26 protein-coding genes, 1 riboswitch and 1 other annotated feature are annotated in these 24,433 nt (G+C 41.8%); of the genes, 1 reads left to right on the forward strand and 25 read right to left on the reverse strand.

Annotated elements, in window-relative coordinates; translation table 11 throughout:
* Positions 1-346: 346 nt before the first annotated feature.
* The 4 genes from pulA to I2D56_RS02650 form a co-directional block, all read right to left on the reverse strand.
* The gene (gene pulA, locus I2D56_RS02635; protein WP_154853214.1) at positions 347-2,644 is read right to left on the reverse strand and encodes a type I pullulanase; all 2,298 of its coding nucleotides are present in this window, start codon (positions 2,642-2,644) and stop codon (positions 347-349) included.
* Positions 2,645-2,712: 68 nt separating this feature from the next.
* Positions 2,713-3,681, reverse strand: a complete 969-nt coding sequence (locus I2D56_RS02640; protein WP_154853217.1) for a diacylglycerol kinase family lipid kinase — start codon at positions 3,679-3,681, stop codon at positions 2,713-2,715.
* 8 nt (positions 3,682-3,689) lie between these two features.
* Positions 3,690-5,648, reverse strand: a complete 1,959-nt coding sequence (ligA, locus tag I2D56_RS02645; protein ID WP_154853220.1) for an NAD-dependent DNA ligase LigA — start codon at positions 5,646-5,648, stop codon at positions 3,690-3,692.
* A gap of 136 nt (positions 5,649-5,784) precedes the next feature.
* On the reverse strand, positions 5,785-6,294 hold the full coding sequence (locus I2D56_RS02650; RefSeq protein ID WP_006596069.1) for a QueT transporter family protein: 510 nt from the start codon (positions 6,292-6,294) through the stop codon (positions 5,785-5,787).
* A riboswitch (PreQ1 riboswitch) is annotated at positions 6,292-6,427 on the reverse strand. It overlaps the preceding gene by 3 nt.
* A gap of 28 nt (positions 6,428-6,455) precedes the next feature.
* Between I2D56_RS02650 and I2D56_RS02655 the strand changes: the two genes are divergently transcribed.
* Positions 6,456-6,893 (forward strand): GtrA family protein, encoded by a 438-nt coding sequence (locus I2D56_RS02655; protein WP_120701852.1) that lies wholly within the window; start codon positions 6,456-6,458, stop codon positions 6,891-6,893.
* Positions 6,894-7,094: 201 nt separating this feature from the next.
* Here I2D56_RS02655 and I2D56_RS02660 read toward each other — a convergent pair whose 3' ends face one another.
* The 21 genes from I2D56_RS02660 to I2D56_RS02760 all read right to left on the reverse strand — a co-directional run bounded on the left by I2D56_RS02660 (position 7,095) and on the right by I2D56_RS02760 (position 24,402).
* Complete coding sequence (locus I2D56_RS02660; protein ID WP_117744374.1) at positions 7,095-7,802, reverse strand: B3/4 domain-containing protein; 708 nt, start codon at positions 7,800-7,802, stop codon at positions 7,095-7,097.
* The gene (locus I2D56_RS02665; protein ID WP_120701850.1) at positions 7,799-8,263 is read right to left on the reverse strand and encodes a MarR family winged helix-turn-helix transcriptional regulator; all 465 of its coding nucleotides are present in this window, start codon (positions 8,261-8,263) and stop codon (positions 7,799-7,801) included. The genes I2D56_RS02660 and I2D56_RS02665 overlap by 4 nt, the downstream gene beginning before the upstream one ends.
* 120 nt (positions 8,264-8,383) lie before the next feature.
* Positions 8,384-9,352, reverse strand: coding sequence for a YihY/virulence factor BrkB family protein (locus tag I2D56_RS02670; protein ID WP_154853223.1), 969 nt, complete (start codon positions 9,350-9,352; stop codon positions 8,384-8,386).
* A gap of 89 nt (positions 9,353-9,441) precedes the next feature.
* Positions 9,442-10,302 (reverse strand): methionyl aminopeptidase, encoded by an 861-nt coding sequence (locus I2D56_RS02675; protein ID WP_154853226.1) that lies wholly within the window; start codon positions 10,300-10,302, stop codon positions 9,442-9,444.
* A gap of 18 nt (positions 10,303-10,320) precedes the next feature.
* Entirely contained in the window at positions 10,321-11,598 is a 1,278-nt protein-coding gene (gene spxR / locus I2D56_RS02680) for a CBS-HotDog domain-containing transcription factor SpxR (RefSeq protein ID WP_125330046.1), read from the reverse strand.
* Positions 11,591-12,142 (reverse strand): GNAT family N-acetyltransferase, encoded by a 552-nt coding sequence (locus I2D56_RS02685; RefSeq protein ID WP_154853229.1) that lies wholly within the window; start codon positions 12,140-12,142, stop codon positions 11,591-11,593. Before I2D56_RS02685 ends, spxR begins: the two co-directional genes overlap by 8 nt.
* 12 nt (positions 12,143-12,154) lie before the next feature.
* A complete protein-coding gene (locus tag I2D56_RS02690; RefSeq protein ID WP_154853232.1) occupies positions 12,155-13,417 on the reverse strand; it encodes a UDP-N-acetylglucosamine 1-carboxyvinyltransferase in 1,263 nt (420 codons plus the stop codon).
* Positions 13,418-13,678: 261 nt separating this feature from the next.
* Positions 13,679-13,885, reverse strand: coding sequence for a copper chaperone CopZ (copZ, locus tag I2D56_RS02695; protein WP_126404419.1), 207 nt, complete (start codon positions 13,883-13,885; stop codon positions 13,679-13,681).
* Positions 13,886-13,932: 47 nt separating this feature from the next.
* Complete coding sequence (locus I2D56_RS02700; protein ID WP_195347920.1) at positions 13,933-16,161, reverse strand: heavy metal translocating P-type ATPase; 2,229 nt, start codon at positions 16,159-16,161, stop codon at positions 13,933-13,935.
* A complete protein-coding gene (locus I2D56_RS02705; RefSeq protein ID WP_195347921.1) occupies positions 16,158-16,592 on the reverse strand; it encodes a CopY/TcrY family copper transport repressor in 435 nt (144 codons plus the stop codon). The genes I2D56_RS02700 and I2D56_RS02705 overlap by 4 nt, the downstream gene beginning before the upstream one ends.
* A gap of 305 nt (positions 16,593-16,897) precedes the next feature.
* Complete coding sequence (gene metK / locus I2D56_RS02710) at positions 16,898-18,088, reverse strand: methionine adenosyltransferase (protein ID WP_154853242.1); 1,191 nt, start codon at positions 18,086-18,088, stop codon at positions 16,898-16,900.
* Positions 18,089-18,282: 194 nt separating this feature from the next.
* Positions 18,283-18,897, reverse strand: coding sequence for a hypothetical protein (locus I2D56_RS02715; protein ID WP_154853245.1), 615 nt, complete (start codon positions 18,895-18,897; stop codon positions 18,283-18,285).
* Positions 18,898-19,091: 194 nt separating this feature from the next.
* Positions 19,092-19,541, reverse strand: coding sequence for a solute carrier organic anion transporter (locus I2D56_RS02720; RefSeq protein ID WP_154853248.1), 450 nt, complete (start codon positions 19,539-19,541; stop codon positions 19,092-19,094).
* Positions 19,542-19,963: 422 nt separating this feature from the next.
* The gene (locus tag I2D56_RS02725) at positions 19,964-20,455 is read right to left on the reverse strand and encodes a hypothetical protein (RefSeq protein WP_195347922.1); all 492 of its coding nucleotides are present in this window, start codon (positions 20,453-20,455) and stop codon (positions 19,964-19,966) included.
* Between the two features lie 135 nt (positions 20,456-20,590).
* The gene (locus tag I2D56_RS02730; protein ID WP_023026979.1) at positions 20,591-21,019 is read right to left on the reverse strand and encodes a hypothetical protein; all 429 of its coding nucleotides are present in this window, start codon (positions 21,017-21,019) and stop codon (positions 20,591-20,593) included.
* 310 nt (positions 21,020-21,329) lie between these two features.
* Positions 21,330-21,797 carry a deoxycytidylate deaminase gene (locus I2D56_RS02735; RefSeq protein WP_123159093.1) on the reverse strand — a complete coding sequence of 156 codons (468 nt, stop codon included), beginning with the start codon at positions 21,795-21,797 and terminating at the stop codon, positions 21,330-21,332.
* Positions 21,798-21,927: 130 nt separating this feature from the next.
* Complete coding sequence (gene rplT / locus I2D56_RS02740) at positions 21,928-22,287, reverse strand: 50S ribosomal protein L20 (RefSeq protein ID WP_000124834.1); 360 nt, start codon at positions 22,285-22,287, stop codon at positions 21,928-21,930.
* Positions 22,288-22,336: 49 nt separating this feature from the next.
* Complete coding sequence (gene rpmI / locus I2D56_RS02745; protein ID WP_001125942.1) at positions 22,337-22,537, reverse strand: 50S ribosomal protein L35; 201 nt, start codon at positions 22,535-22,537, stop codon at positions 22,337-22,339.
* Positions 22,538-22,570: 33 nt separating this feature from the next.
* Positions 22,571-23,101: a translation initiation factor IF-3 gene (gene infC, locus I2D56_RS02750; RefSeq protein WP_006597373.1), complete on the reverse strand. Its 531-nt coding sequence runs from the start codon at positions 23,099-23,101 to the stop codon at positions 22,571-22,573.
* 15 nt (positions 23,102-23,116) lie between these two features.
* Positions 23,117-23,247 (reverse strand) — a sequence feature (ribosomal protein L20 leader region).
* A 20-nt stretch (positions 23,248-23,267) separates the two neighbouring features.
* Positions 23,268-23,951, reverse strand: coding sequence for a (d)CMP kinase (cmk, locus tag I2D56_RS02755; protein WP_195347923.1), 684 nt, complete (start codon positions 23,949-23,951; stop codon positions 23,268-23,270).
* Between the two features lie 10 nt (positions 23,952-23,961).
* Entirely contained in the window at positions 23,962-24,402 is a 441-nt protein-coding gene (locus I2D56_RS02760) for an SAG1386/EF1546 family surface-associated protein (protein ID WP_129821971.1), read from the reverse strand.
* Between the last annotated feature and the right edge of the window lie 31 nt (positions 24,403-24,433).

A 24,433-nucleotide genomic window follows, 5' to 3' on the forward strand; every position in this document is an offset into this window, starting at 1 on the left:
TGCTATAAAAGCTGATGAAATCAGCGTAGTAGAACCCACTCAACCACTGCGTCTTACTTGACAATCCAAAGACAATTGAGAGGCTAGGACTTTTGTCCTAGCCTCATTTTAAAATGTAGACAAACTATTTTTACTTAAGGTATCTGGATTGTTTTCAAAAACAACTTCTATTAATTTGGGTCATTAAAGCAAATCTAAAACTTTCCGCTGTGAGAAAAGTTTTAGATCTGTTTAAATGGCACACAAATAGAAGTTATCTTTTTTAAAATCATCTAGCTATTATTTAGAAATAATTGTGTTTCTACATTCTAAAAAAAGATTGGGATTTCCCACTCTTTTTTTTTATTTATTTCTTCCATTCAAAGACGGAAGCTGTTAGATTCTCAACATAGAATGGTCGTTTATTTCGACTATTTCCAACAAGAAGCTCAAGATGATCTGCGTTCTGGAGATAGAATGGAAGTCCACTGGTGTTAAAGATGACAGAATAGTGTTTATCCCAATTTAATTCAAAGACGATGACACCACTACCCATATCCGCTGTATGCACAAAGACATGTTGGTAAATTTCCTCATAAGACTCAAGAGACAAGGCAGGTAAGGTCTTCTTCAAATGAATGATTTGACGAATATAGTCAATCGTATCCTTGTTGACAGACACCAGATTCCAATCGACTTGGTTGACGGCATCTGGCGCATTATAGGAATTCATAGCGCGTTCTCGATCTGCCTGGGTCACTTCTCCATCTTCACCCGTTGCAACCAACTTGGTTCTTAGGAACTCTTGACCAACTTGCATAAAGGCCATCCCTTGGAAGAGGAGATTCATGGCTGTCGCCACTTCTACCTGCTTCTTAATTTTTTCCTGAGAGTCATCTGGATGGACATAAGAAAGTAAATCATAGAGGTTGTAGTTATCATGGGCTTCTACATAGTTGAGAACCTGACTTGGAGTTAGGAAGGATCCCATCTCTGCACTACCTAGAACAGACCGCGCAATGATGTCTTCTGTAGACTTCCGACTAACATAGCCACGTTTGATAGAGCCAAAGACCTCAGCCCCCTTAATGGCATCTCGAGAGGTATCATTAAAGAAACCAACCTCAGCCATTTGATAAGCATTGTCCTTCTTGGCCTTATCTTCTGGAGCTAAGCCTGTCCCCATATCCCAACCTTCTCCATAGAGGAGGATCCGTGGATCAATCGCATCCATGGCTTCCCGGATTTCATTCATCGTATCCACATCGTGAATCCCCATCAAGTCAAAGCGGAAACCGTCAATCTTATATTCCGTTACCCAATGTGTCAAGGAATCAATCATGAACTTGCGATACATCTCATGCTCACTGGCTGTCTCATTCCCAACTCCTGTACCATTTTGGAAGGATCCATCTGGATTCATCCGGTAATAATAATCAGGAACAGTTGTTTGGAAGGCGCCATCTTCTGTCGAATAGATATGGTTATAAACGACATCCATAACCACTGAGATTCCTGCTTCATGGTAGGCGTGAATCATTTCTTTTAATTCGCGCATGGTGGTTTTAGGATCGTGAGGTTTGGTCGAATACCAAGTCTCAGGTGCTGAATAATTCTGCACATCGTAGCCCCAGTTGTAGAGGACATTGCCTTCTTCATCGTAGGTCTTATAGCGGTCGGTAACTGGCTGCAATTGCACCACATTAACCCCTAATTCCTTGATGTAATCAAAAGCAGTAGCATCACCCTGGGCGTTCTTAGTCCCAGTCTGGTGAGCCCCTCGGTAGGTTCCTCGATAAGCTTCGTCCACACCGGAAGTTGGAGAAATGGTCAAATCCCGGATATGCATTTCATAGACAACCGCCTGACAGGGATTATCCAGCCGCCAGTCAGCCTTCTCATACGCTTCTGTTTGAAAGGCAGGGAAGATGCGATCATAATGGGAAAGAATGGCTGATTTTTTCCCATTTTCACTGGTAGCGATCGTATAAGGATCACGCGCAATCTCCGTATGGTAATCAAAATAAACCTTGTACTGATAAGCTAGTCCACTGAGGTTCCCCATGACATCGGCATACCAGACACCACAATTATTTCGAACATGGTCGCTAGATTCACGCTGGCCACGAACCATTGGAACAATCTTCCAAACCTTGCTGTCATTAGCAACAGAATCATAGATGAGGAGGTCTACTTTATTGGCAGTAGGTGCCCAGAGTTTAAAGCGGTAATCATCATCCTGCTGGCGATAGCCCAACCATCCTTGATATCCCCATTTGGCATCAAATTCCTGATAATGAGTCGCCATATCAAAAGCATGCGGCTTCCGACGGCTGTATTCATGACTAGTCATTGCAGCCTGTATGGAATAATAAACGGTATCATCCCCTTGAATTAACCAGACTTCTCGCACATGCCCTTCAGGCAAAAACTCAATATGGTATTCGTCTGACTGACTGATCCAGTTTCCTTCCTTGATAATGACATGGCCAAATCGTTGAGGTGTCTCACAGTTATAAACTAAGAGCCCCTCAACACCAAAATAATCGAGCTTGGAGAAGGACACTTCCTCTCCCCAAACTCCTTCATGCCACTTCCACATATCACGGGCAAAATAATCGCCTACAGGATGATGGTAGTGGATTTTAACTTGATACTGATGCATCTTATTGTATTTCCTATTTCCTAACTAAGAAGAAACGAACATTGCCCACTCTCAGCAACGATTCTCCATTATTCTTCTAATTTATATTCCGAATGGACCAAGGCATCGTCATTAATTTCATCGATGTTGGCAAAAAATTCTAGGTGATTGTGGAAGACTTCCAGTTCCACCGGTGTATCTCCACCGTATTCACCATCTAGATTGATTTTGAACTCTTCTTTCTTATCCAAAACTTCAATCTTCAATTTAGAGGTTTTGAGGTATTCAATATTTGAATCCTTGACATGTTTTCCACCATTGACGGCTTGCATAATCAAAGACAACATATCAAATAATTTAGCAGTTTTCACTAAAATTAAAGTGAAATTACCATCATCCAGTTTAGCATCTGGTGCTACACTTTCAAAGCCACCGATCGAATTGGTCAAAGCCACGAAAACAAGAGAAACTGGTCCAACATAGACCCCATTATCGTGTTCAATCCGTACCTTGCGGGTTTTATTTTTGGGGAACTTCTTCACCCCTTCAGCCACATAAGCAAAGTAGCCATAACGCGACTTCACCTCACTCGGTACACTAAAGGTCAATTCAGACAAGGTCCCTGCAGCAGCAATATTGATAAAATATTTACTTCCGTATGCCCGTCCAATGTCCATTTGGATGGTTTGGTTCTTTTCAATAATCCGTGCAGCTGCAACTGGATCCCCCATTGGAATCTTCAGAGCACGCGCGTAATCATTAGTTGTTCCCGTAGGGATAAAAGCCATTTTTGGACGGTGTTCGAGACTAGCAACCCCGTTAACTACCTCATTAATGGTTCCATCTCCCCCAGCGGCAATGATCAAATCAAATCCTGCCTTAGCAGCCCGTTCTGCTTCTAATTGGGCTGATAAGGGCTCTGGAGTGGTCTGATAGGCACTTGTTTCGTAGCCGACATCCTCTAAAACATCTAAGACTTCTGCGATGTTCTTTTTAATGATTTCCTGACCAGAGGTCGGATTATATATCACTCGTGCTTTTTTAATCTTATTTTCCATACATGCCTCTATAAACTCTCAAGCCAGGCTTCATCCTGTATTTCAATCGATAATTCCTGCGCTTTGCTTAATTTACTGCCCGCATCACTACCTGCAACCAACAGGTCAGTTTTCTTGGACACGGAGCCTGTGACTTTAGCCCCTAAGGCTTCTAATTTAGCCTTAGCTTCAGAACGAGTCAGACGTTCCAGTTTACCTGTTAAGACGACTGTTTTACCGGACAATGGTGCGTCTGCTGCAACCTTTTGTCCTAGGTACTCTAAGTTTACCCCAGCATCCTTAAGCTCTTCTAAAAGAAGCCGAGAGCCTTCCTGAGCAAAATAACGCTGGAGACTTTCTGCAACGACCATTCCTAAACTGTCTATCGCTGCAATCGTTTCAACCTCTGCTTCTGCTAAAGCTGGAATGGAATGAAACTCTTGGAGCAAGAGCTGGCTGGCCTTACTTCCTACATGACGAATTCCCAGTCCAAACAATAGTTTTTCAGCAGAATTCCCCTTAGACGCCTGAATAGCATCTACTAACTTCTGGGCAGATTTCTCTTTAAAACCTTCTAATTGCAAAAGATCCTCAACCGTCAGCCGGTAAATACCTGCCACATCCTGTACCAATTCTTTGGCAAACAGTTTTTCAACCACAGCTGGCCCCAACCCTGTTATATTCATGGCATCCCGGCTGGCAAAGTGGGCGAGCCCTTCCTTTATTTGAGCAGGACAACGGGGGTTGATACAACGCAAGGCCACTTCATCCTCAAAATGAAGGAGCTCACTCTGACAACTTGGACAGTGACTAGGAATCTCTAATAACTCTTCTGATACGCGCTTATCCATAACAACCCGTAGAACAGCTGGAATAATATCCCCTGCTTTATAGACAATGACGGTATCGTCTTTGCGAATATCTTTCTCAGCAATATAATCTACATTATGGAGAGTAGCCCGACTGACAGTCGTACCTGCTAGTTGAACGGGAGTCAAATTGGCAGTTGGTGTCACCACTCCTGTCCGACCAACAGTCCAATCAACTGACAAGAGTTTTGCTTCCTTCTCCTCAGCTGGGAACTTGTAAGCCACTGCCCATTTGGGAGCTTTGACAGTAAAGCCAAGTTCTTCTTGGACAGCCAGGTCATTCACTTTAATCACGACCCCATCGATATCATAAGGAAGCTGGTCACGCATCTCAGTCACTTCTTGAATATAGTCCCAGACTTGCTCGATACTAGTCGCTATCTTGTGATGCGGATTGACGACAAAACCGAGTCGATCTAACTTGGCTAACACCTTCTCTTGACTGGTTTGGTCAGTTGGACTAGCTTCTTGATAGAGGAAGGTCGCGAGTTTTCGCTCCGCAACAATCTTTGTATCCAACTGTCTAAGAGTACCGGCTGCCGCATTTCGAGGATTCGCAAACTCTGCTTCCCCATTTTCTTGGCGAGACAAGTTGACAGCATCAAAAGATGCACGGGGCATATAACATTCTCCGCGAACTGTTAATGTAAGAGGTTCTGGCAAGACTAGAGGAATATCGCGAACTCGCTTGAGGTTCTCTGTGATATTTTCTCCAATGCTCCCATCCCCACGTGTAGCACCCGTTTCAAGAACTCCATCAACATAAGAAAGTGAAATAGACAGGCCGTCAATTTTTAATTCACATACATAGGTGATAGCAGGGAATTCCTTGCGAACCCGTTGATCAAAGGCCACTAATTCATCATAAGAAAAGGCGTCCTGTAAGCTATAAAGCGGGTAGGTATGCTGGTATTTTTCAAACCCTTTAAGAATAGTTCCTCCGACCCGATGGGTTGGGCTATTGGGCTGGACCAACTCCGGATGGGCTTCCTCTAAGGTGACTAATTCCCGATAAAGTTGATCGTACTCATAATCCGATACGGACGGAGCATCTTTTGTATAATATTCTTCTGCATAGTGATTCAGGAGTGTCACTAGCTCTTTTATTCTGGTTTCCATATCCCTATTTTACCATAAAAACGCTTTACTGGGGCCTTTCTGACTACTCCATTAGCGAAAAATATCTATTATTTGAATGAATCGGATTCGGCAATGGCAACAAAAAAAGCCTAAAGCAAAACTTTAGGCCAGTAGGTTATTGAGTCAAATCAATTCGTTGGGCAATCTTTTTAATCAAAATAGCTCCGACAATCAGGGAAGCAAATTCACCCAAACCAGTTGTCAACCAATTCAAGAAGAATGGTGTTTTGTTTAAGATATGCAATTCTAAAGCAATCGTAAACATAGAGAGGGCAAAGAAAATTGAGAATAAGAAATGATCCTTGCGAATCCATCCATTAAAGAGATCTGTCTTTTCGTAACGTTTAAAGAGATATACTCCAAGTGTGACGAAGACCAAAGTAGATCCGCCACCAACGACCACGTCGACAATCCCATAACTCAAGAAGTTAGAAATCATACAGCCAATTGTCACCGACCAAATATATTTCCGATTGTAGAAAGCCATGAAATTGAGCATTTCAGAAACACGGAATTGGATCTCATTGCTTCCGATGGCATTCAATGGGGGAGTAATGGTCAAGGCCACATAGAGAGCTGCAACTAGAGCAATCTGTGCCAAGTCACGAACAGTATAGTTTTTCATCGTTTTCTCCTTTAGCGGTTTTTCCGCTCTAATATGCTTGGTGAAAGAAGCTAAGCACCAAGGGTTGATCTTTGCCAATGAACCCCTCTTGATAGAGTTGCATTTGACAAACCAACTTTATAAGTATAGCACAAATAAGGGAATTATGATAGACTAATTGTATGAAAAAACTACTCAATCGAATCTTTAATAATGAAATTTTAGCCTACCTGATCTTTGGTGTTGCTACAACGATTGTTTCTGTTGCCACCCGGCTGATTGTCTTCCAACTGACAGACCAGGAACAACTAGCTACCTTGATTGGAAATATTGCAGGGATTCTCTTTGCCTTTGCTACCAACGATACTATTGTCTTTAAACAAGAAAGAAAAGGCTGGTTTAAGCGATTAATTGTCTTCTCTTTCGCTCGGATGGGCACCCTCGTTCTGGATCTCCTGATGACCACCATCTTTGTGACCCAGTATCCGCAAATCATTGGTCAGTTTGTCAATATGAATCGCACGGCTATCAATACCATCGAAACGTTTGCTGCCCAAGTTATGATTGTCATTTTAAACTATGTCTTCAGTAAACTTTTTGTCTTCAGAAATAAGAAGTAATTTCCATAAAAAACCAAAATGAGGCTGGGACAAAAGTCCTGGCCTCTCAATTGTCTTTAGATTGTCGAGCAAGACGCAGTGGTTGAGTGGGCTCTACTACGCTAATTTCATTAGCTTTTACAGCCCTACTCAACTGTGCGGAGGTGGGACGACGAAATCGAATTCTAACGAATGACCGATTTCTGTCCCACTCTCATTTTTTTATACTTCTAAACTAGATGTTTGGGCGTTTAAATAAGAAATTTTTCCTTCTACACCAAAATAGTCCTTGACTAAGCCTTTTAATTCGTCCATCGCCTCTTTGGCACGGTTCGCTTGCTCTTCAGTCACTGCTTCCATAACAAGAATAGCCTGACGAGTTTCTTCTGTCAGCATCGTCCTTTTAGCTTCCCGCCAATTTAAACACCGGCAAACAGCTCCTTCTTGGTCATAATAGATGATCTCTTCCGGCAAAGCTGGAGCATCTTCCTCAGCTCCTAATGGGAAGAATGGCTCTCCACCCTTGGCTTTTCCTAAAGATAAGCCTCCAGCTAACTTTTCCATATCCTCACCACCACAGGGGATAGCATAGGCAAGAGAGACACTATTATACAAATCCACTAAAGGATTAATGGGATAAAACTCTCGTCCTTGCGAAACACGTTTCAATAAGGCTTCAATGGAAGAGCGGGCTCCTTTTTTGGTCTTGAATTTGCTAAAAGCCTGACGCCATTCCTGAACAACCGGGCTGGCAGTGAATTGTTCATCATCGATGAAGGCTTTTGATCGTGCGACTCCCTTGTCGAGTAAATCCTTAAAATAGGAATCCTTGCTCTCGTCGACATGATTGTCGATTCCTTCTACAGTCATTACCACTACTTGTGCTTGGGGAAACAAATCCCAAAACTCTTGATCTATTGTAACTTTCATTTCTTTTCCTCACTATAATTTCTTTTTTGGCCTTTTTTCACTAGCTCCCAATCCGCTGCGACGTTTTCACTCATTTTTGCCAGCCATTTTTCTAATTGAAGAATTTCTGTCTGTGAAAAACCTTTTAAGGCAGCCTTCTCAGAGTAAGCATGCTCAGCAAGTATGAAAGGATAAAGCGCTTGTCCCTTTTCCGTTAGGATCCATTTTTTTATCTTTTGATTTGAATGATCATTTAATTCTCGGATAAATCCTTTATCCGCTAATTTTTTGACAGAGCGGGCCACTGTTGAGCGGTCCACTTTTAATAGATCAGATAACTCCTCTTGTATAATCCCTGGGTGCTCCCCAATCCGTACCAAATACAAGTATTGGCCTCTTGCCAGCTCCAAATCTCGGAACTCAATATTAGCGATTGAATCTAAGGCTCGGGCAATGATACCAATCTCTCTTAGGACCTTCATTTGCTCCTCCTTTCCTTTAAATGGAGTTTATCACATTTTTGTTGCATTTGCAACAAACTATTCAGAAATAACAAAAAAGCCGGATGAAAACCGGCTTTTTCCTATTTTATTTCTTTAAGATTATTCTTGATTTTTTCTCAAATTTTTAAGATGAAAACGACGCTTGAGTGAAGCTTCCTTTTGGTGAAAAGCTACTTGACCTATCTTATACTTGGCTACCACATCCCCGTCTTTTGTCTCGAATCGTGCTTCAATCGCATACTGAATACTAGCATTTAAGATACAACCAATAATCAACACCTTGGCTACCAAGATAAACCAGAACATAATAATCGCTAAGAGGACCGACCCGAAGAAACGTGCATCTAAGAAACTCGTGATATAGTGGTCGACATATTTCCAGAAAATATTCAGGGTCAAATAAAGAACTGCTGTTACAAAGATAGCTCCCGGAAAGACATAGCGAAACTTAGGAATTTTGATATTGGGTAGCGTGTAGTAGAGCAAGAGCAAGGTCAAAAAGAGAAGAACGTAAACCGAAGGTCCTGAAATATTTAGGAGACGAAGGTAGATACTTTCATCAAACTTGAAAATCTCATAGACCGAACGAATAATCATCCGTCCAAACATAGTCAAAACCAGAGATAGACCGAACAGACCTTGCAGAGCAAAACTAATCAAAATACTGAAGATTCTCGCCCAGATAATCCCTCTCTCCTTCTCCACTCCATAACTTTTATTGAAGGCCCTTTGCAGGTATGCAATACACTGTGAAGAGACCCATAAAGCAGAGATGATGGAGAAACTCAGCAAACCAGTAGAAGGCTTAGTAAGCACCGATGAAATAACTTGCAAAACAATCCGGTACATGGAAGCAGGTAATACTTCTCGCAAAGTCAGCAAAATCTGAGTCGGACGAATCTGAAAGTAAGGGAGGATATTAGCTGCAATCAACAATAAAGGAAGAATCGAAATCAACAAATAATAGGCTACAGCTATACTCGTGATATCCGATTCAGAGGCCATATAAAAGCGCAAGAACCCCTTAATAAATGGTCGTTGGCCTAGCCATTTGAAAAACTTTTTCATATCTTCCCTCCCCCTAAACAAAGTGATAAAAAGAGAAAAGAGCGAAACCGTTTTTTATATTCAGCTCCATTCTTTCCTCTCTACTTGTATTAATAGGTTCCTTCTTCGCCTTGACTAGTCAAAATAACAGGACCATCTTTTGTAATCACAAACTGATGTTCGTACTGACAAGAAAGACCACCATCAAGGGTTTTGTGGGCCCAACCTGTCTTCATATCGGTATCAATTTCCCAAGTTCCGGTATTAATCATTGGTTCAATGGTCAAGACCATCCCTTCACGCAAGCGCAATCCACGTCCTGCACGACCGTAATGAGGCACCATTGGTTCTTCATGCATAGTTGGACCGACACCATGACCGACCAAGTCTCGAACCACGCCATAGCCCTTGCTTTCAGCATATTCTTGAATAGCGGCTCCGATATCTCCTAGACGATTTCCGACAACGGCTTTTTCAATCCCCTTGTAAAGACATTCCTTGGTCACATCCATGAGGTCTTTAACTTCTTGAGATACATTTCCTACTGCATAAGCCCAGCAAGAATCCGCCAAACCACCAGAGTAGTTTTCTGTATACTTTTTCACCTGCGCGACATTGTCAAAGTCTAATTTTGAGACATCAACAACAGACTTTTCTAAGGGCTCAGACAAGACCATATCCACCTTTAAGAGGTCCCCATCTTTTAAGACATAATGGCGAGGAAAGGCATGAGCCACTTCATCATTGATCCCACAACAAGTCGCATAGGGATAGTCCATCAAGCTTCCTTCAACACCAATCTGAAGGGGCAAGACATTGGCTTCTTTACAGCGACGTCGAACATACTCTTCTACTTCCCAAAGATCGAGACCTGGTTTGATCAAATCCCGAAGGCCAATATGGATACTAGCAAGAAACTCTCCTGCACGGTCCATGGCTTCAATTTCACGCTGTGATTTCAATGTAATCATCTATTTCCTACTTCCATTCTAATTAATTTTCAAAGTGACGGTGGCCTTCGTAACTAACTGTAGATTCAAATACAAATCAAAATCTATAATAGCCGATCGTCTTGTCTGACGAACGATGCGCGTTTCAATCCGCAAGGTATCGTCCACTTGAACAGCTTGAAGATAATAGACCAACAGTTGTTCAATAATTAAATTTTTCCCAGAATTCATCATGAGCTGGCGAGTGACCGTTGTTAGAACTTCAGTGAGCACGCCATTCGAGAGAACTCCACTCTTTTCTAACATACTCGGTTCAACCGTTAATTCAAAATGATTGGCTTGCAGAACCACTTTTTGACTGATTTGTTCACTAAAAGTAGGCAAACCAGACAATTGTTCCTTGCTCATCCGGTCCATGACCGCACGACGGGTAATAACCCCTAGAAGGGTCTGATTGCTGCGAATCACAGGGATCATCTCAAAATCTTCTGCAATCATGCGTTGACTGACGTTGGCAATACTAGAGGATAAGTTTGTCGTAAAGACGCTACGGGACATGACCTTGTCAAGAGTTGTCTGGGGTGTCTTGTCTCCTGCATCCCGCATGGTCACCACTCCGACAACCATCTGGTGTTGATTGACGACAGGAAAGCGACTAAACCGGCTCTTTCTTACCAGATCTAGATAGTCACGTACGGTATCCGTTTCCCGTAAAAAACCGTATTCATGCATGGGGGAATAGACTTGTTCGACCGTTAAAATATCTGTTTTGATTTGCATGTTGGCGAGAGCACGGTTGATCATGGTCGCCACGGTATAGGTATCATGCTTGGTACGTAAGATAGGAGTTTGGCCACTGCGACCTAGTTCCAAAATAGAAGGATCGACGTCGAAACCACCCGTTACAAGAACAGCATTGTCGTGTTTGAGGGCCAGACGCTGGATATTGGTCCGGTCTCCAACAATGAGGAGCCCACCTTCAGAGACATAGTCTAAAATATGCTCTTCAGTCATAGCACCGATATAAAATTTGTTGAACTCGCGTTCCAGTCCTTCTTTACCTGCCAAGACTTCCGAACCGGTTATTTCTACAATCTCTCGAAAAGTCAGATGTTCCAGGACAGCCTTTTTGGACTTAACACGAACAGTCCCACTACGAGGTCTCGTCTCAACAATTCCACGATTTTCGGCTTCTTTAATGGCCCGATAGGCGGTCCCATCACTCACCTGCAAATAGTTCGAGATACTCCTCACACTGACACGCTTGCCAATTGGTAGTTTCTCCAAATAATCTAAGATCGCTTGGTGTTTACTCATTGAGATCTCCTCTATCTACGCAGAACTCGTAATAATCTCGCATCTTTCGGGTATAGCGGTCACTTCCCTTGAATTGACGTTTCAAGCTATACCCCGCATGCAAAGCCACCTGTTGGCTGGCTATATTTTCAACATGGGTAATAATTCGGACTTGTTTGAGATGAAATTCCTGGAAGGACAAGAAGGTAATTTCTTTGACAACCTCTGTCATGAGGCCTTTGCCCCAATAATCCTTGTGTAAGAAATAACCAAGTTCCGCTTCTTTCTTAATTTCATCCAATTTTTCAAATTTAATTGATCCAATCACACGGCCAGTTTCCTTGTCACAAATCGCCCATATTCCTAAAGGATTCTTTAAAAAATAATTCGCCAAGACATACTGGCATTCTTCAAGGGAAGTTTGTGCTGGGAAAATAAAAGGCAAATTATCTGGATTGGAGGAAATGGTATAAAAGTCAGCTGCATCACTATATAGAAAGGGCCTCAAGAAGAGGCGCTCTGTTTCGAAACATGAATATGCTGCTAGTTGCGTCCAAATGTTCATAAAAATCGTTCGTTATGCTTCATCAATTAGCTTGATGTCAGCTCCCAATTGTTGCAATTTTTCAATGATATGCGAATAGCCACGAAGGATAAACTCAACATTGGTAATCTCTGTTTTTCCTTGAGCCATTAGGCCAGCAATCACCAAGGCCGCACCTGCACGCAGGTCTGTCGCTTTAACTGGAGCCCCCGTTAATTGATTTGGCCCTTGGTAGACAATACAATCACTAACTGTTTCAATCGTAGCTCCCATCCGCATCAGTTCAGCCACATGGTTGACTCGCTTTTGATAAATAGTATCGACAATGCTTCCCTTTCCATTAGCTGTCAAGAGCAAGGGAGTCAAGGGTTGCTGCAAATCAGTCGCAAATCCAGGGTAAGGAGAGGTTTTTATATGGACAGCTTTTAGATTTTCCTGCTTTTCAACAAAAACACTATCCTCAGAAATGGTCATCCGAACGCCCATTTCTTCCAGCTTAGCGATAAAGCTTTCCAAGTGTTCATAGAGGACATTGTTGATTTGAATCCCTTCTCCCACAGCTGCAGCAAGGGCGATATAAGTCCCCGCTTCGATGCGATCTGGAATCACTTGGTGACGTGTCCCGTGGAGATAGTCTACTCCTTCAATGGTAATGATATCTGTACCTGCACCACGAATGTGAGCCCCCATATTATTGAGAAGAGTCACGACATCAATGATCTCAGGTTCGCGAGCAGCATTCTCAATAACGGTACGACCTTCCGCTTTAACAGCAGCTAGAATGGTATTAATCGTTGCTCCAACGCTAACCGTATCCATATAGATCACTGCGCCACGGAGACGCTCTCCATTTGTGGAAAGGTTCATACTAGAACCATCCATGGTCATTTTAGCGCCCATCGCCTCAAAGGCTTTCAAATGCAGATCAATGGGACGTGGACCTAAATCACATCCCCCTGGTAAACCTACAGTTGCCTGGCCATAACGTCCCAAAAGACTTCCGTAAAAATAGTAAGAAGCGCGAAGACTATTGATCTTTCCAAATGGCATTGGCATATCTTGTACACCACGTGGATCGATAACAAGGGTCTCCCCATCTCGCTCCACTTTTGCTCCCATGAGGATCATAATGTCAATCAAGCTAGCCACATCTGAAATATCTGGAACACCATCAAGAGTCACAATTTCGTCTGCTAAAATAGTTGCAGGAATAAGGGCCACCACACTATTTTTTGCACCACTAATGGTCACCTCACCTTTTAAAGGGCGACCACCATTAATTATAATTTTTTTCATGTAAATTTGTATAAGCTCTTTCAATCATTCGGTAAAAAATTACCGCATCCATTATATCATAAAAACGCTTCATTTTCCACTCATTCTTATCTTTTGATCGGTCAATCCAATCCTTAGAAAACCTCAACTATATGTTTTACTATTTTTTTATATTTTCAGAATCTTAACTATTTTATTTATGTTGTTTGTGAATTGGCTGTAACTGTTGTCACTTCTTTATAATCAAAAAAAGCAGTCCTTTTCGGACCGCCTTTTCTGAGTTTATTTCACTTCATTTCCTAGTTCATATTTACTGCCTTTTAGAGCTCGGGTCAAGGACCATTTCCAAGGTTTCCCTTCAATGGTTACTTGTTTTTTCTCTAAATCAACTTTTACTTCTTCTACACCTTTTACAGCAGATAGTTTTTCAGTGACAGCATTGGCACAACCTTGGCATTTCATTCCTGTAATTTCATATGTTTTTGACATGATTCTTTCCTTTCTTTTGCATGAGGAGATGAATTTTCTCCTAGTTTTTACAATTTTTTTCTCTTTAATCTTAGAGCATTCAGTACAACCGATACTGAACTAAAACTCATAGCTAGACCTGCTAGCATCGGGTTTAAGAGCGGGCCTCCAAAGAGATAGAGAACGCCCATCGCCACAGGAATAGCTAAAACATTGTAGATAAAGGCCCAGAACAAGTTTTCCTTGATGGTCTTAATCGTATAGCGACTGATTTCCAAAGCCCGGACAACATCCATCAATTGCGGTTTCATGACGACGATATCCGCACTTTCCATGGCAATATCTGTCCCAGACCCCATGGCAATCCCGATATCAGCAGTTGCAAGAGCCGGTGCATCGTTGATTCCATCTCCAACCATAATCACAGACTTGTCTTCTGCTTGCAACTCTTGGATCACCCGTGATTTTTCTTGAGGAAGGACTTGACTGATGACCTGCTGGATTCCAGCTTTCTTAGCAATGGCTTGAGCAGTTCGGTCATTATCCCCAGTTAGCATAATCACCTTCTTGCCCATTTTTTCTAGACTAGCAACCATTTCTAAACTATCTTCCTTGATGCGGTCTGCTACGCCAAATAGAGCCATGAGTTGTCCATCTTCAGCCAAGAAAATCGGCGTTTGTCCATCCTGGGTCAAGGCTTCCAAGTCAGCCTTGGCAAGACGAACATCGACCCCTTCCTCTTCCATGAGCGTTTGATTCCCAGCCAGATAAACCTGCCCAGCATAGCTAGCTGTAAGGCCTCTTCCTGTTAGACTAGAGAAGTTTTCCATCTCTAAGATGTCTACATGCGCTTCCTTTGCAGCATCCAGAATAGCTTGTCCTAGTGGATGCTCGGACTTAGCTTCCAGAGAGGCTAGTATTTGTAAGACATTCCCAGCTTGTCTATAAGTATAAGAAGAAGACAACTGAGGCTTTCCTTGAGTGATGGTCCCCGTTTTATCGAAGACCAAGACTTGTGCTTGATGAGCTAACTCAAGGACATCCCCTCTCTTGTAGAGGATCCCATGCTCTGCTCCTAATCCTGTTCCCACCATAATGGCTGTCGGAGTCGCCAAGCCTAGAGCACATGGACAGGCAATGACCAAGACACTGATCGTTACCGTCATAGCAAAGGTGAAGGTTTGGCCCATGATGAAGTACCAAAAGAGGCCTGATAAGAGGGCAATCCCCATGACTACAGGGACAAAGACCCCTGCCACTTGATCCGCAATCTTGGCAATCGGTGCTTTGGTTTGTTGGGCATCTTCCACCAGCTGAATGATTTGTGCTAGTAAGGTATCCCGACCAACTTTCTCAGCCCGATAAACCAAACTACCTTGTCCATTAATGGAACCTGCGTAAACTTGACTGCCTTCAGTTTTTTGGATGGGGATAGATTCACCCGTCAGCATGCTTTCATCAATGGCTGATTGTCCGGAAACCACTTGACCATCAACGGCTATTTTTTCACCTGGTTTGACCAGGATCTGATCTCCAATGACCAAGTCTTCTACAGGTAGTTCCACTTCCTTTCCATCACGTAGGACCGTTGCCTCTTTAGCCGCCAGATGCATGAGCTTTTTGATAGCTTGAGAAGTACGCCCTTTTGATAATGTTTCAAAATACTTACCCAAAGTAATCAAGGTCAAAATCACGGCTACAGATTCAAAATAAAGCTGGTGCACGTGATGGTGGTGCCCAAGCAAAATGTGATAAGTCCCATAAAGACTATAAAGAAAGGCTGCACTAGTCGCTAGAGCTACCAAAGCATCCATATTGGGATGGCCTTTTACAAGAGTCCGGAAGCCATTTCGATAAAAGGCTCGTCCTAAGATCATCACAGGGATGGTCAAAGCCAAAAGTACAAGAGTATAAGCCACTGGTGCTTGATCAGGTGAAACAAATGCAGGTGCCGGTAGGCCAATCATGGGCCCCATTGCTAGATAAAAGAGAGGCAGGGTGAAGACGGAAGACCAAAAGAGGCGTTTTCGGATCAATTGTAGCTTGTCACCTTCTCGCTCTTCTTGGCTCTTAGCTGTATCTGGATTGTATACTACTGCCTCATAACCGGCGTCCGCTACTGCTTTTGAAATAGCCTCTGGACTCAAAGGTTCCCCCTGATATTCAACCGTCATTTTTTCAGTGGTTAGGTTCACTGTCGCTTTTTCAACACCCTCAAGATGGTTAACAGCTTTCTCCACATTGATCACACAGGATGCACAGGTCATCCCATTGATGACAAAAGTTTCTTCTTTCATTTATCTTCCTCCACATGACTGACACAGTGACATTGGCCTGGCTGGCAATCACATTGAACCCGCTCCACGCTTTCTTTGGATGCGAGGATTTCTTGCAAGTCCTTGATCTGTTCTTTGGTCATTGGTGTTTGCTGGATCAGTTTTCCCAATAATTGGCTATGCTTGGTCAAGCAGATCTTACTTAAGACTGCTTGGACAGCTTTTAAATTGGACTCTTCTTCATTGAGAAGGGTCTGATAGAGATAGGTTCGACCTTCTCTTCGACTCGTCAGGTAGCCTTTATCAGCCAATCGTCCCAAAAGGGTTTTCACTGTCGAAGCTGACCATTCCTGCTTGGTGGAGAGAATCTTGGTTATTTCTGTAGAAGTCGCTTCCCCCTTAGTCCAGAGAACTCTCATGACTTCCCATTCCGCACTTGAAATCTTTGCCATTGTTTTTCCTTTCTATCTCCTATCAAAGACAATATATTTACATTTGTAGTTTAATTATACACCTTCTTTTTTTCTTGTCAATAGTTTTGTTTACATTTGTAAATTTATTTCATAAAAAGAGAGTGGGACAGAAATCGGTAATTCGTTAGAATTCGATTTCGTTGTCCCACCTCCGCACAGTTGAGTAGGGCTGTATAAGCTGATGAAATCAGCGTAGTAGAGCCCACTCAACAACTGCGTCTTGCTCGACAATCCAAAGATAATTGAGAGGCTAGGACTTTTGTCCCAGCCTCCTTTCTATCTACTTAGTTAACTGCTTCTTTCAAGTCTTCCACCTTGTCTAAACGTTCCCACGGAAGGTCAATATCTGTACGTCCCATATGTCCATAAGCCGCTGTTTGACGGTAGATTGGACGTTTGAGGTCAAGCATTTGGATAATTCCTGCAGGACGAAGGTCAAAGATTTGACGCGCTGCTTTTTCAAGCTTGCTTTCAGCCACTGCTCCAGTACCGAAGGTATCGATCCGAACAGATACAGGTTGGGCTACCCCAATGGCATAAGCCAATTGCACTTCTGCTTTCTTAGCAAGACCTGCAGCAACAATGTTTTTAGCAATGTAGCGAGCTGCATAAGAAGCGGAACGGTCAACCTTAGTCGCGTCCTTACCAGAGAAGGCACCACCACCATGACGTGAATAACCACCATAGGTATCCACGATGATCTTACGACCAGTTAAACCTGAGTCTCCTTGAGGTCCTCCGATAACGAAACGACCTGTTGGATTGATGAAGAATTTAGTCTCATCGTCAAGATACGAAGCTGGAATCACTTCTTTGATAACCTTGTTGATTACATCCTCACGGATTTGTTCATTGCTGACTTCTGGATCGTGTTGAGTTGAAATAACGACAGTGTCCACACGCACTGGTTGGTCATTTTCATCATATTCAACAGTAACTTGGGATTTTGCATCTGGACGAAGGTAGCTAATTTCACCAGACTTACGTAGCTCTGCCAAGCGACGAACCAACTTATGGCTGAGTGAGATTGGCAATGGCATGAGTTCTTCTGTCTCATTCACTGCAAAACCAAACATGAGACCTTGGTCACCAGCTCCAATCAAATCAAGTGGATCTTGATCCGCATTCCCACGAACTTCTAAGGCTTCATTAACCCCTTGAGCGATATCTGGAGATTGCTCAACCAAGGATGGATGAACTCCCACCGTCTCCGCTGAGAAACCATACTCAGTATTGGTATAACCAATCTCAGCAATGGTATCACGAACCACTCGGTTAATATCGACATAAGCATTAGTTGAAATTTCACCGAAAACATGTACGGAACCAGTATAAACAGCTGTTTCAGCAGCAACGTGTGCCTCTGGATCTTGCTCTAGAATAGCATCCAAGATAGCATCTGAAATTTGGTCTGCAATCTTATCTGGATGCCCCTCAGATACCGATTCAGACGTGAATAATTTACGTTCTGACATAAAAATGTCCCCCCTTAAAAAATAATCGTTATAGAGTTACAAAGAACTGGTAGATTCTTTCTACCACCTTATCGGGACCATATAACCTAACTATTATAACACGATTTTGCACCAGTTTTCCTTTTTTTATTAAAAGAAAAAGATATAGTTTGAAACTATATTTTTTGAACTTAACCGCTATCCAACTCTAATCCCTACAGTAGCAAGGTCCCTATTAATACAAGGATAGTGGAAATCATAGATGGAATTTGAATAGCTAACCAAGCTGGATCACCAGCAAAAAGCATGGACGCAAAATAGAGAGTTACTGAAACAAATAGCATCGTCTTATTAGCCGTTTTCGTTCCAATGCCAAGCAAGACTGTCGCAGCAATGTAACAAGTAAGGTAAGAGCCCAAAAAGAACAAAAAGACAATCGCCCATCCTCCCATTAACACAGCACTACCTATAAAAAGCATCAGTAAGCCCATATTTACGAAAAATACAAGAGTTAGAAGGCCCCTATTAGGAACAGAATTTTCTGGGGCTTGCTCCATTATTGATGGCTGAGCAGGATTTTCTGGACCTTGATCCGCCATTTGTGGTTGAACAGGATTTTCTAGACCTTGATACGTCATTGGTGGCTGAGCAGGATTTTCTGGACCTTGATACGTCATTGGTGGCTGAACAGGATTTTCTAGGCCTTGTTCTGCCATTGGTGGCTGAACAGGGTTTTCTGGGCCTTGATCCCCCATTCGTTGCTGAATAGATTCTTCAGGCATTCCGTCTTTGTCTTGGTTTGTTTCACAATTTAGCTGTTGATCTGTCATAATTTTCTCCTGACATTTTTCTAAAATATTTTGCTTTTCTTAAAAAGCTGGAATAAACGATTTTATAAGTGATATTCACTGAATTCTTCCATGCCTCTAATGACATTTTAAAAATATACAAGTTGATAGAATTTCTTGACTCGATAAGATCATTGATCAAGCAAATACTGATTTAAAAGAGTTAACATCCCTGTTTAATATCTCAATACTTCTTTAACTTCTTTCGCTAGGATTGTTCCTATTAAAACAAGAATAGCCAAAACTATCGGTGCAACTCGGAAAACTCCCCAGTCTGGATCATAAGCTAAAATAATGGACAGTATATAAAGTACGAAACTCGTATAGAGTAGCGTTTTATTTCCTTTCTCCATCCCTATTCTAAGAAAAATGGCCCCAATAGCAATACTTAATAAGTTTGGTCCTAGAAAAATTAAAATGAAAAGTCCCCAAGCATTACCCGAAAGTGCAAAGTAAGAGATAAACAATACAAGATAGATAATGGATAAGTAAAAGGCGACTGAAAGAAGAATGGAAGTAAATTTGATTTTTGTTGGATAATTCTGGATAGATGCCGAATAAAAACCATCTCCACTTATCCTAATCGTATCTTTAGTTTCTTCAAAATTATTCTGCTGATTTGGCATAGCATTCTCCTCCCTTTTCTTATTACTTTATTTATGTTTTCTCTTAAAACATTTATACACTATTTCATCATTCTTTTCATTAACCGTAAGACAACTGGAATCCTACCAAGGAATTGCAGGATAGTGACGCCCAAGGAAACCAACGGAACGATCGGATACCAGTTATGCTCTTTTCTAATCGAAGAACATAATCGTACCCGATCCATTTTCACTACCTGCTATCCAAACAGTCGAAATATAAAGAAAGGTTATAAAATAAATTAGCCCGGATACCATTTATTTCTAGACATTTATTTAACTCCACTTTCAAAGTAAAGTATAAATTGATTTATTACCTCTCATTATACCACAATTTGTAACCGCTTCCTCCATGTTTTCTCGCTATATAAAAAAGATAGGATTTTTCGCCCTATCTTCTATAATTACTCTCCATTATCAAACATTACAGTTCCGAAAAAAACCACTATAGCTATTACAAGAGGCATAAACAAAAATATTCCCCCAGCTGGGTCATACGCTAAAATCATCGAAACAAAATATAAAACTGCGGATGTATAGAGAGTTGTTCTATTCCCCATCGTCTTTCCGTTCCAAAGCAGGAGGGTCGCAATGATAATACAGAGAAAATGGAGCTGTAGCATAATTGTCCATTCTATAAGTACGATTGCGCCGAGTAGAGACCATCCTAGGTATATAGTTGCCAAAACAAGTGCAATAGATAGTACTAGCGTACTTCCGACTCTTTTTTCTGGCTTCATCTCATTGTTAGAAAGGAGACTATCTCCTAAAACATATGCCTCTTTATCTTTATTATTTTGGGGATTCTGCTCTTCCCCCACCATGGGTGGCTGAACAGCCCCTTCAGGCACATGATTATACTCTTGGTTTGATTCAGAATTTTGTTGATCTGTCATAACTTTCTCCTAAAGTACTTCCTTATTCTTTCAAAGAATAGCACTCAAAAATCGACAGGAAGAATTGATTTAATTATAGCTTGGATCGGCCCGAATACTTTTTATTGAGTAGAGTTGTCCATCCCTATCTTTTCATTAATAGCTATTTTCGTCTTCAACTAAGAGGTTTCCAATTAAAACCAGAATAACTAGCAGTAACTGTGCAATTCGAAAAAATTCCAAGTCTAGATCAATACCCAAGATGATAGACAGCAGATAAAGTACGAAACTTGTATAGAGCAAGTTTTTGTTTCTTCTCTTCATCCCTAGTCGAAGTAAAATGGCACCAATAGCAACACCTAAGAAGTTTGGTGATAGAAAAATCAACATGAAAAGTACCGCGATATTAAAGTAATAGATAAACAATACAAGATAGATAATGGATAAGTAAAAGGCCGCTGAAAGAAGAATGGATGTAAATCCGATTTTTGTTGGATGATTCTGAATAGATGCAGAAGTAAAACCATCTTCACTTATACTGCTATGTTCTTTATTTTCTTCAAAATGTTTCTCTTGGTCTGTCATAGCTTTCCCTACCCTTCTTTTTTATATTTTCTTTTAACACCATTATACATGATTTCATCATTCTTTTCATGATACTTACTGTTAAGATGACTTGAAATGTCAGCCATAAAAGAAGCAAAAGCAATGACAGCACGATGACAGGGAGATTCTCTCCATTTTCAGGCTGTCCGGATAAGAGTATGACTACTTGATAAAGAGCACCAAAACCCTAAACAAGCAAGATAATTTGGTAGCAAATTTGACATGTCATCACAATCTCTTTTCTCTAGACGAATCAGTGAAGCGTGATCTCAAAAACAAAGTTTCTTTTTTAAATAAAATCTGCCTCTGCAATAGCTTCTTTGACCTCTTCCAATGGGAGGTGGACCAGTTCTACTTCTTTTTCACGATAGAGATACTGAGCATATTCGTCAATGCGGTATTGATGGATATAAACAACCCGCTTGCAGCCAACTTGAAGCAGTTGCTTGGTACAGTTGAGGCAAGGGAAATGGGTCACATAAGCTGTGAAACCTTTGGGAATCCCCCGTTCCGCTCCCTGTAAAATGGCATTGACTTCTGCATGGAGGGTCCGAACACAATGTCCTTCCACCATGAGACAGTCATGATCCAAGCAATGTTCTGTACCAGAGACAGAGCCATTATAGCCCGTCGCAATCACCTTATGATCCTTGACCAATACAGCACCCACCTTGGCTCGCTTACAGGTTGCTCGATTTGATATTAACAAAGCCTGTGCTGCAAAATACTCATCCCAGGCTAACCGTTTGTGTCCCACAGTCTTGTCCTCCTTCATAAACCTTCTAATTTTTTTCATTATAGCACGAAATCAGCTGAAATAAAAGAAGTCATTGTCACAACCGATTCCTTCATCTAAAAAAAGAGACCCAAATGGATCTCTTTATCAATTATTTACCAAGTTTTGCTTTTGCTGCGTCTGCAAGAGCTGTGAAAGCTGCTGCATCGTTAACAGCCAAGTCAGCAAGCATTTTACGGTTTACTTCGATCTCAGCCAATTTCAAACCATGCATCAATTGTGAGTATGAAAGACCGTTCATACGAGCTGCCGCATTGATACGTGTGATCCACAATTTGCGGAAGTCACGTTTCTTTTGACGACGGTCACGGTATGCATAGTAGTAAGAGTTCATTACTTGTTCTTTTGCAGTACGGAACAAGATGTGTTTAGCTCCATAGTAACCTTTAGCTAATTTAAGAATACGTTTACGACGTTTGCGTGATACAACGCCACCTTTAACACGTGCCATTTATATTTCCTCCAATATTTCCTAGAATTCTTTACTTACAAATACGCGATTATTTCAAGCGAGTAAGCATTGCTTTAATACGTTTGAAATCTCCTGAATGCACCATAGATGCTTTACGAAGATGACGACGTTGTTTCTTAGTTTTTCCGTGGAAACGGTGAGAAGTGTAAGCACGGAAACGTTTAAGTCCACCAGAACCTGTACGTTTGAAACGTTTAGCTGATGCGCGGTGTGTTTTTTGTTTTGGCATGATATTTTCTCCTTTTTTTAACTTTCTGACAGATTATTTCTTGTCAGTTGCTGGTGCCAACTGCATGAACATTTGACGACCATCCATTTTAGCACGTTGTTCGATGATAGCAATATCTTGAGTTGCTTCAGCGAAATCGGCTAAAACTTTTGCCCCAATCTCTTTATGGGTGATCATACGACCCTTAAAGCGAATGGAAACCTTCACTTTGTTCCCTTTTTCAAGGAACTTACGAGCATTGCGAAGTTTCGTATCGAAATCACCCTTGTCAATAACTGGGCTCAATCGAACTTCTTTCACGGTCACAACGCTTTGTTTTTTGCGTTGTTCTTTTTGTTTCTTCTGGTACTCAAATTTGAACTTACCGTAGTCCATAATTTTCGCAACAGGAGGTTTAGCTTGAGGTTGAATGAGAACCAAGTCCACATTAGCGTCGTCCGCAAGTGCTTGCGCTTCACCAAGTGGTTTGATACCCAATTGTTCGCCCTCAAGACCGATTAAGCGAACTTCACGTACACGAATTTCATCATTGATGAATAAGTCTTGCTTTGCTATGGTTTTCACCTCTTTTTTTATTTTAGAGAAAAACAAGAGCGGACTTGCTAACGCAAACCCGCACTACATGATTATAGTTCATTTCTGAAACTTGATCCGTAGGGGCCAGACAACGTTAGTCGCAAGGCGAGAAGTTCTCACTTCTGCTTTTCTCAACTTTTATATGATATCAAGTTTATGATGGATTGTCAAGGATTTTTTTTGCTTTTTCTTCAATAAATGCAACCACTTGATCAATTCCGACACCAGTCGTATCAAAATGAATGGCATCGTCTGCTGGTTTCAATGGCGAAACCTCTCGGTGACTGTCTTTGTAGTCCCGCTCAGCAATTTCTTTTTTCAATACTTCTAAATCTGTTTCAATGCCCTTGCTCAAATTTTCCTTATAGCGACGTTCTGCACGTTCTTCTACAGAAGCCACTAGGAAAATCTTCAATTCTGCATCTGGTAAGACAACCGTCCCAATATCACGACCGTCCATGACGATCCCACCTTGAGCAGCAATCTGTTGTTGCTGAGCTACCAAGCGCTCACGGACAGGAGCCAAGGCAGATACCCAAGAGACATTATTGGTCACTTCATTGTCACGAATTGGATGAGTCACATCGACATCAGCTACGAAGACTAATTGTTGCCCGTCTTCAGAGCGCCCAAAGCTCACAGGATATTGGTTCAGCAAATCAACCAACTGGTCAACATCTGCTTCGGTCAGATCATGACGAAGAGCCAGATAGGTCGCTGCGCGATACATGGCACCCGTATCGAGATAAGTGTAGCCTAAATTTTTAGCAATAATCTTAGCAACAGTTGACTTCCCGCTAGATGCAGGGCCATCAATCGCGATTTGAATCTGTTTCATAGCTTATCCTTTATTTAATCTTGACGACATCTCCTGGATTTGCATACCATGATCCAGTAGACATGTGAGATGGATTCAGTTGCTCTAATTCGGCGATCGAAATGCCAGCACGCGCCGCAATTGCTGCTTCTCCTTCACCAGCTAGGACTGTAATCGTACCTTCTTCAGATTCTTCTGCACTTGCTTCTTCTGTCTTTTCTGCAGCTGGAGCACTGCTTGCTGCAACGACTGTTGTTTCACCATTGTAGAAACCGCTCATTTGTTTCTTCTTATCGCTTCCACCTGTAGAAAGGTAAACTAAGAAGCAGACCATCGCTACAATAATAATAAAGAAAATAATCGCCAAGATGGTCAACAAGCGATCAGCTTTTATCCCATTTAATTTGTTTGTTCGTTTCAATGTTTCTTCTCCGTCATCATAAATTTCTTCTTCCCATGGCTCTTTCGGCATAACTTCCTCCTTGTGTTTTCCTGTTAAAATC

Origin of the sequence: Streptococcus australis, assembly GCF_015553625.1 — a bacterium.
Classification (GTDB): Bacteria; Bacillota; Bacilli; order Lactobacillales; family Streptococcaceae; genus Streptococcus; species Streptococcus australis_B.

Coding starts and splice junctions, on each gene's coding strand:
- pulA (WP_154853214.1), bottom strand. CDS start 2,644: ATGCATCAGTATCAAGTTAAAATCCACTACCATCATCCTGTAGGCGAT.
- I2D56_RS02640 (WP_154853217.1), bottom strand. CDS start 3,681: ATGGAAAATAAGATTAAAAAAGCACGAGTGATATATAATCCGACCTCT.
- ligA (WP_154853220.1), bottom strand. CDS start 5,648: ATGGAAACCAGAATAAAAGAGCTAGTGACACTCCTGAATCACTATGCA.
- I2D56_RS02650 (WP_006596069.1), bottom strand. CDS start 6,294: ATGAAAAACTATACTGTTCGTGACTTGGCACAGATTGCTCTAGTTGCA.
- I2D56_RS02655 (WP_120701852.1), top strand. CDS start 6,456: ATGAAAAAACTACTCAATCGAATCTTTAATAATGAAATTTTAGCCTAC.
- I2D56_RS02660 (WP_117744374.1), bottom strand. CDS start 7,802: ATGAAAGTTACAATAGATCAAGAGTTTTGGGATTTGTTTCCCCAAGCA.
- I2D56_RS02665 (WP_120701850.1), bottom strand. CDS start 8,263: ATGAAGGTCCTAAGAGAGATTGGTATCATTGCCCGAGCCTTAGATTCA.
- I2D56_RS02670 (WP_154853223.1), bottom strand. CDS start 9,352: ATGAAAAAGTTTTTCAAATGGCTAGGCCAACGACCATTTATTAAGGGG.
- I2D56_RS02675 (WP_154853226.1), bottom strand. CDS start 10,302: ATGATTACATTGAAATCACAGCGTGAAATTGAAGCCATGGACCGTGCA.
- spxR (WP_125330046.1), bottom strand. CDS start 11,598: ATGAGTAAACACCAAGCGATCTTAGATTATTTGGAGAAACTACCAATT.
- I2D56_RS02685 (WP_154853229.1), bottom strand. CDS start 12,142: ATGAACATTTGGACGCAACTAGCAGCATATTCATGTTTCGAAACAGAG.
- I2D56_RS02690 (WP_154853232.1), bottom strand. CDS start 13,417: ATGAAAAAAATTATAATTAATGGTGGTCGCCCTTTAAAAGGTGAGGTG.
- copZ (WP_126404419.1), bottom strand. CDS start 13,885: ATGTCAAAAACATATGAAATTACAGGAATGAAATGCCAAGGTTGTGCC.
- I2D56_RS02700 (WP_195347920.1), bottom strand. CDS start 16,161: ATGAAAGAAGAAACTTTTGTCATCAATGGGATGACCTGTGCATCCTGT.
- I2D56_RS02705 (WP_195347921.1), bottom strand. CDS start 16,592: ATGGCAAAGATTTCAAGTGCGGAATGGGAAGTCATGAGAGTTCTCTGG.
- metK (WP_154853242.1), bottom strand. CDS start 18,088: ATGTCAGAACGTAAATTATTCACGTCTGAATCGGTATCTGAGGGGCAT.
- I2D56_RS02715 (WP_154853245.1), bottom strand. CDS start 18,897: ATGACAGATCAACAGCTAAATTGTGAAACAAACCAAGACAAAGACGGA.
- I2D56_RS02720 (WP_154853248.1), bottom strand. CDS start 19,541: ATGCCAAATCAGCAGAATAATTTTGAAGAAACTAAAGATACGATTAGG.
- I2D56_RS02725 (WP_195347922.1), bottom strand. CDS start 20,455: ATGACAGATCAACAAAATTCTGAATCAAACCAAGAGTATAATCATGTG.
- I2D56_RS02730 (WP_023026979.1), bottom strand. CDS start 21,019: ATGACAGACCAAGAGAAACATTTTGAAGAAAATAAAGAACATAGCAGT.
- rplT (WP_000124834.1), bottom strand. CDS start 22,287: ATGGCACGTGTTAAAGGTGGCGTTGTATCACGCAAACGTCGTAAACGT.
- rpmI (WP_001125942.1), bottom strand. CDS start 22,537: ATGCCAAAACAAAAAACACACCGCGCATCAGCTAAACGTTTCAAACGT.
- cmk (WP_195347923.1), bottom strand. CDS start 23,951: ATGAAACAGATTCAAATCGCGATTGATGGCCCTGCATCTAGCGGGAAG.
- I2D56_RS02760 (WP_129821971.1), bottom strand. CDS start 24,402: ATGCCGAAAGAGCCATGGGAAGAAGAAATTTATGATGACGGAGAAGAA.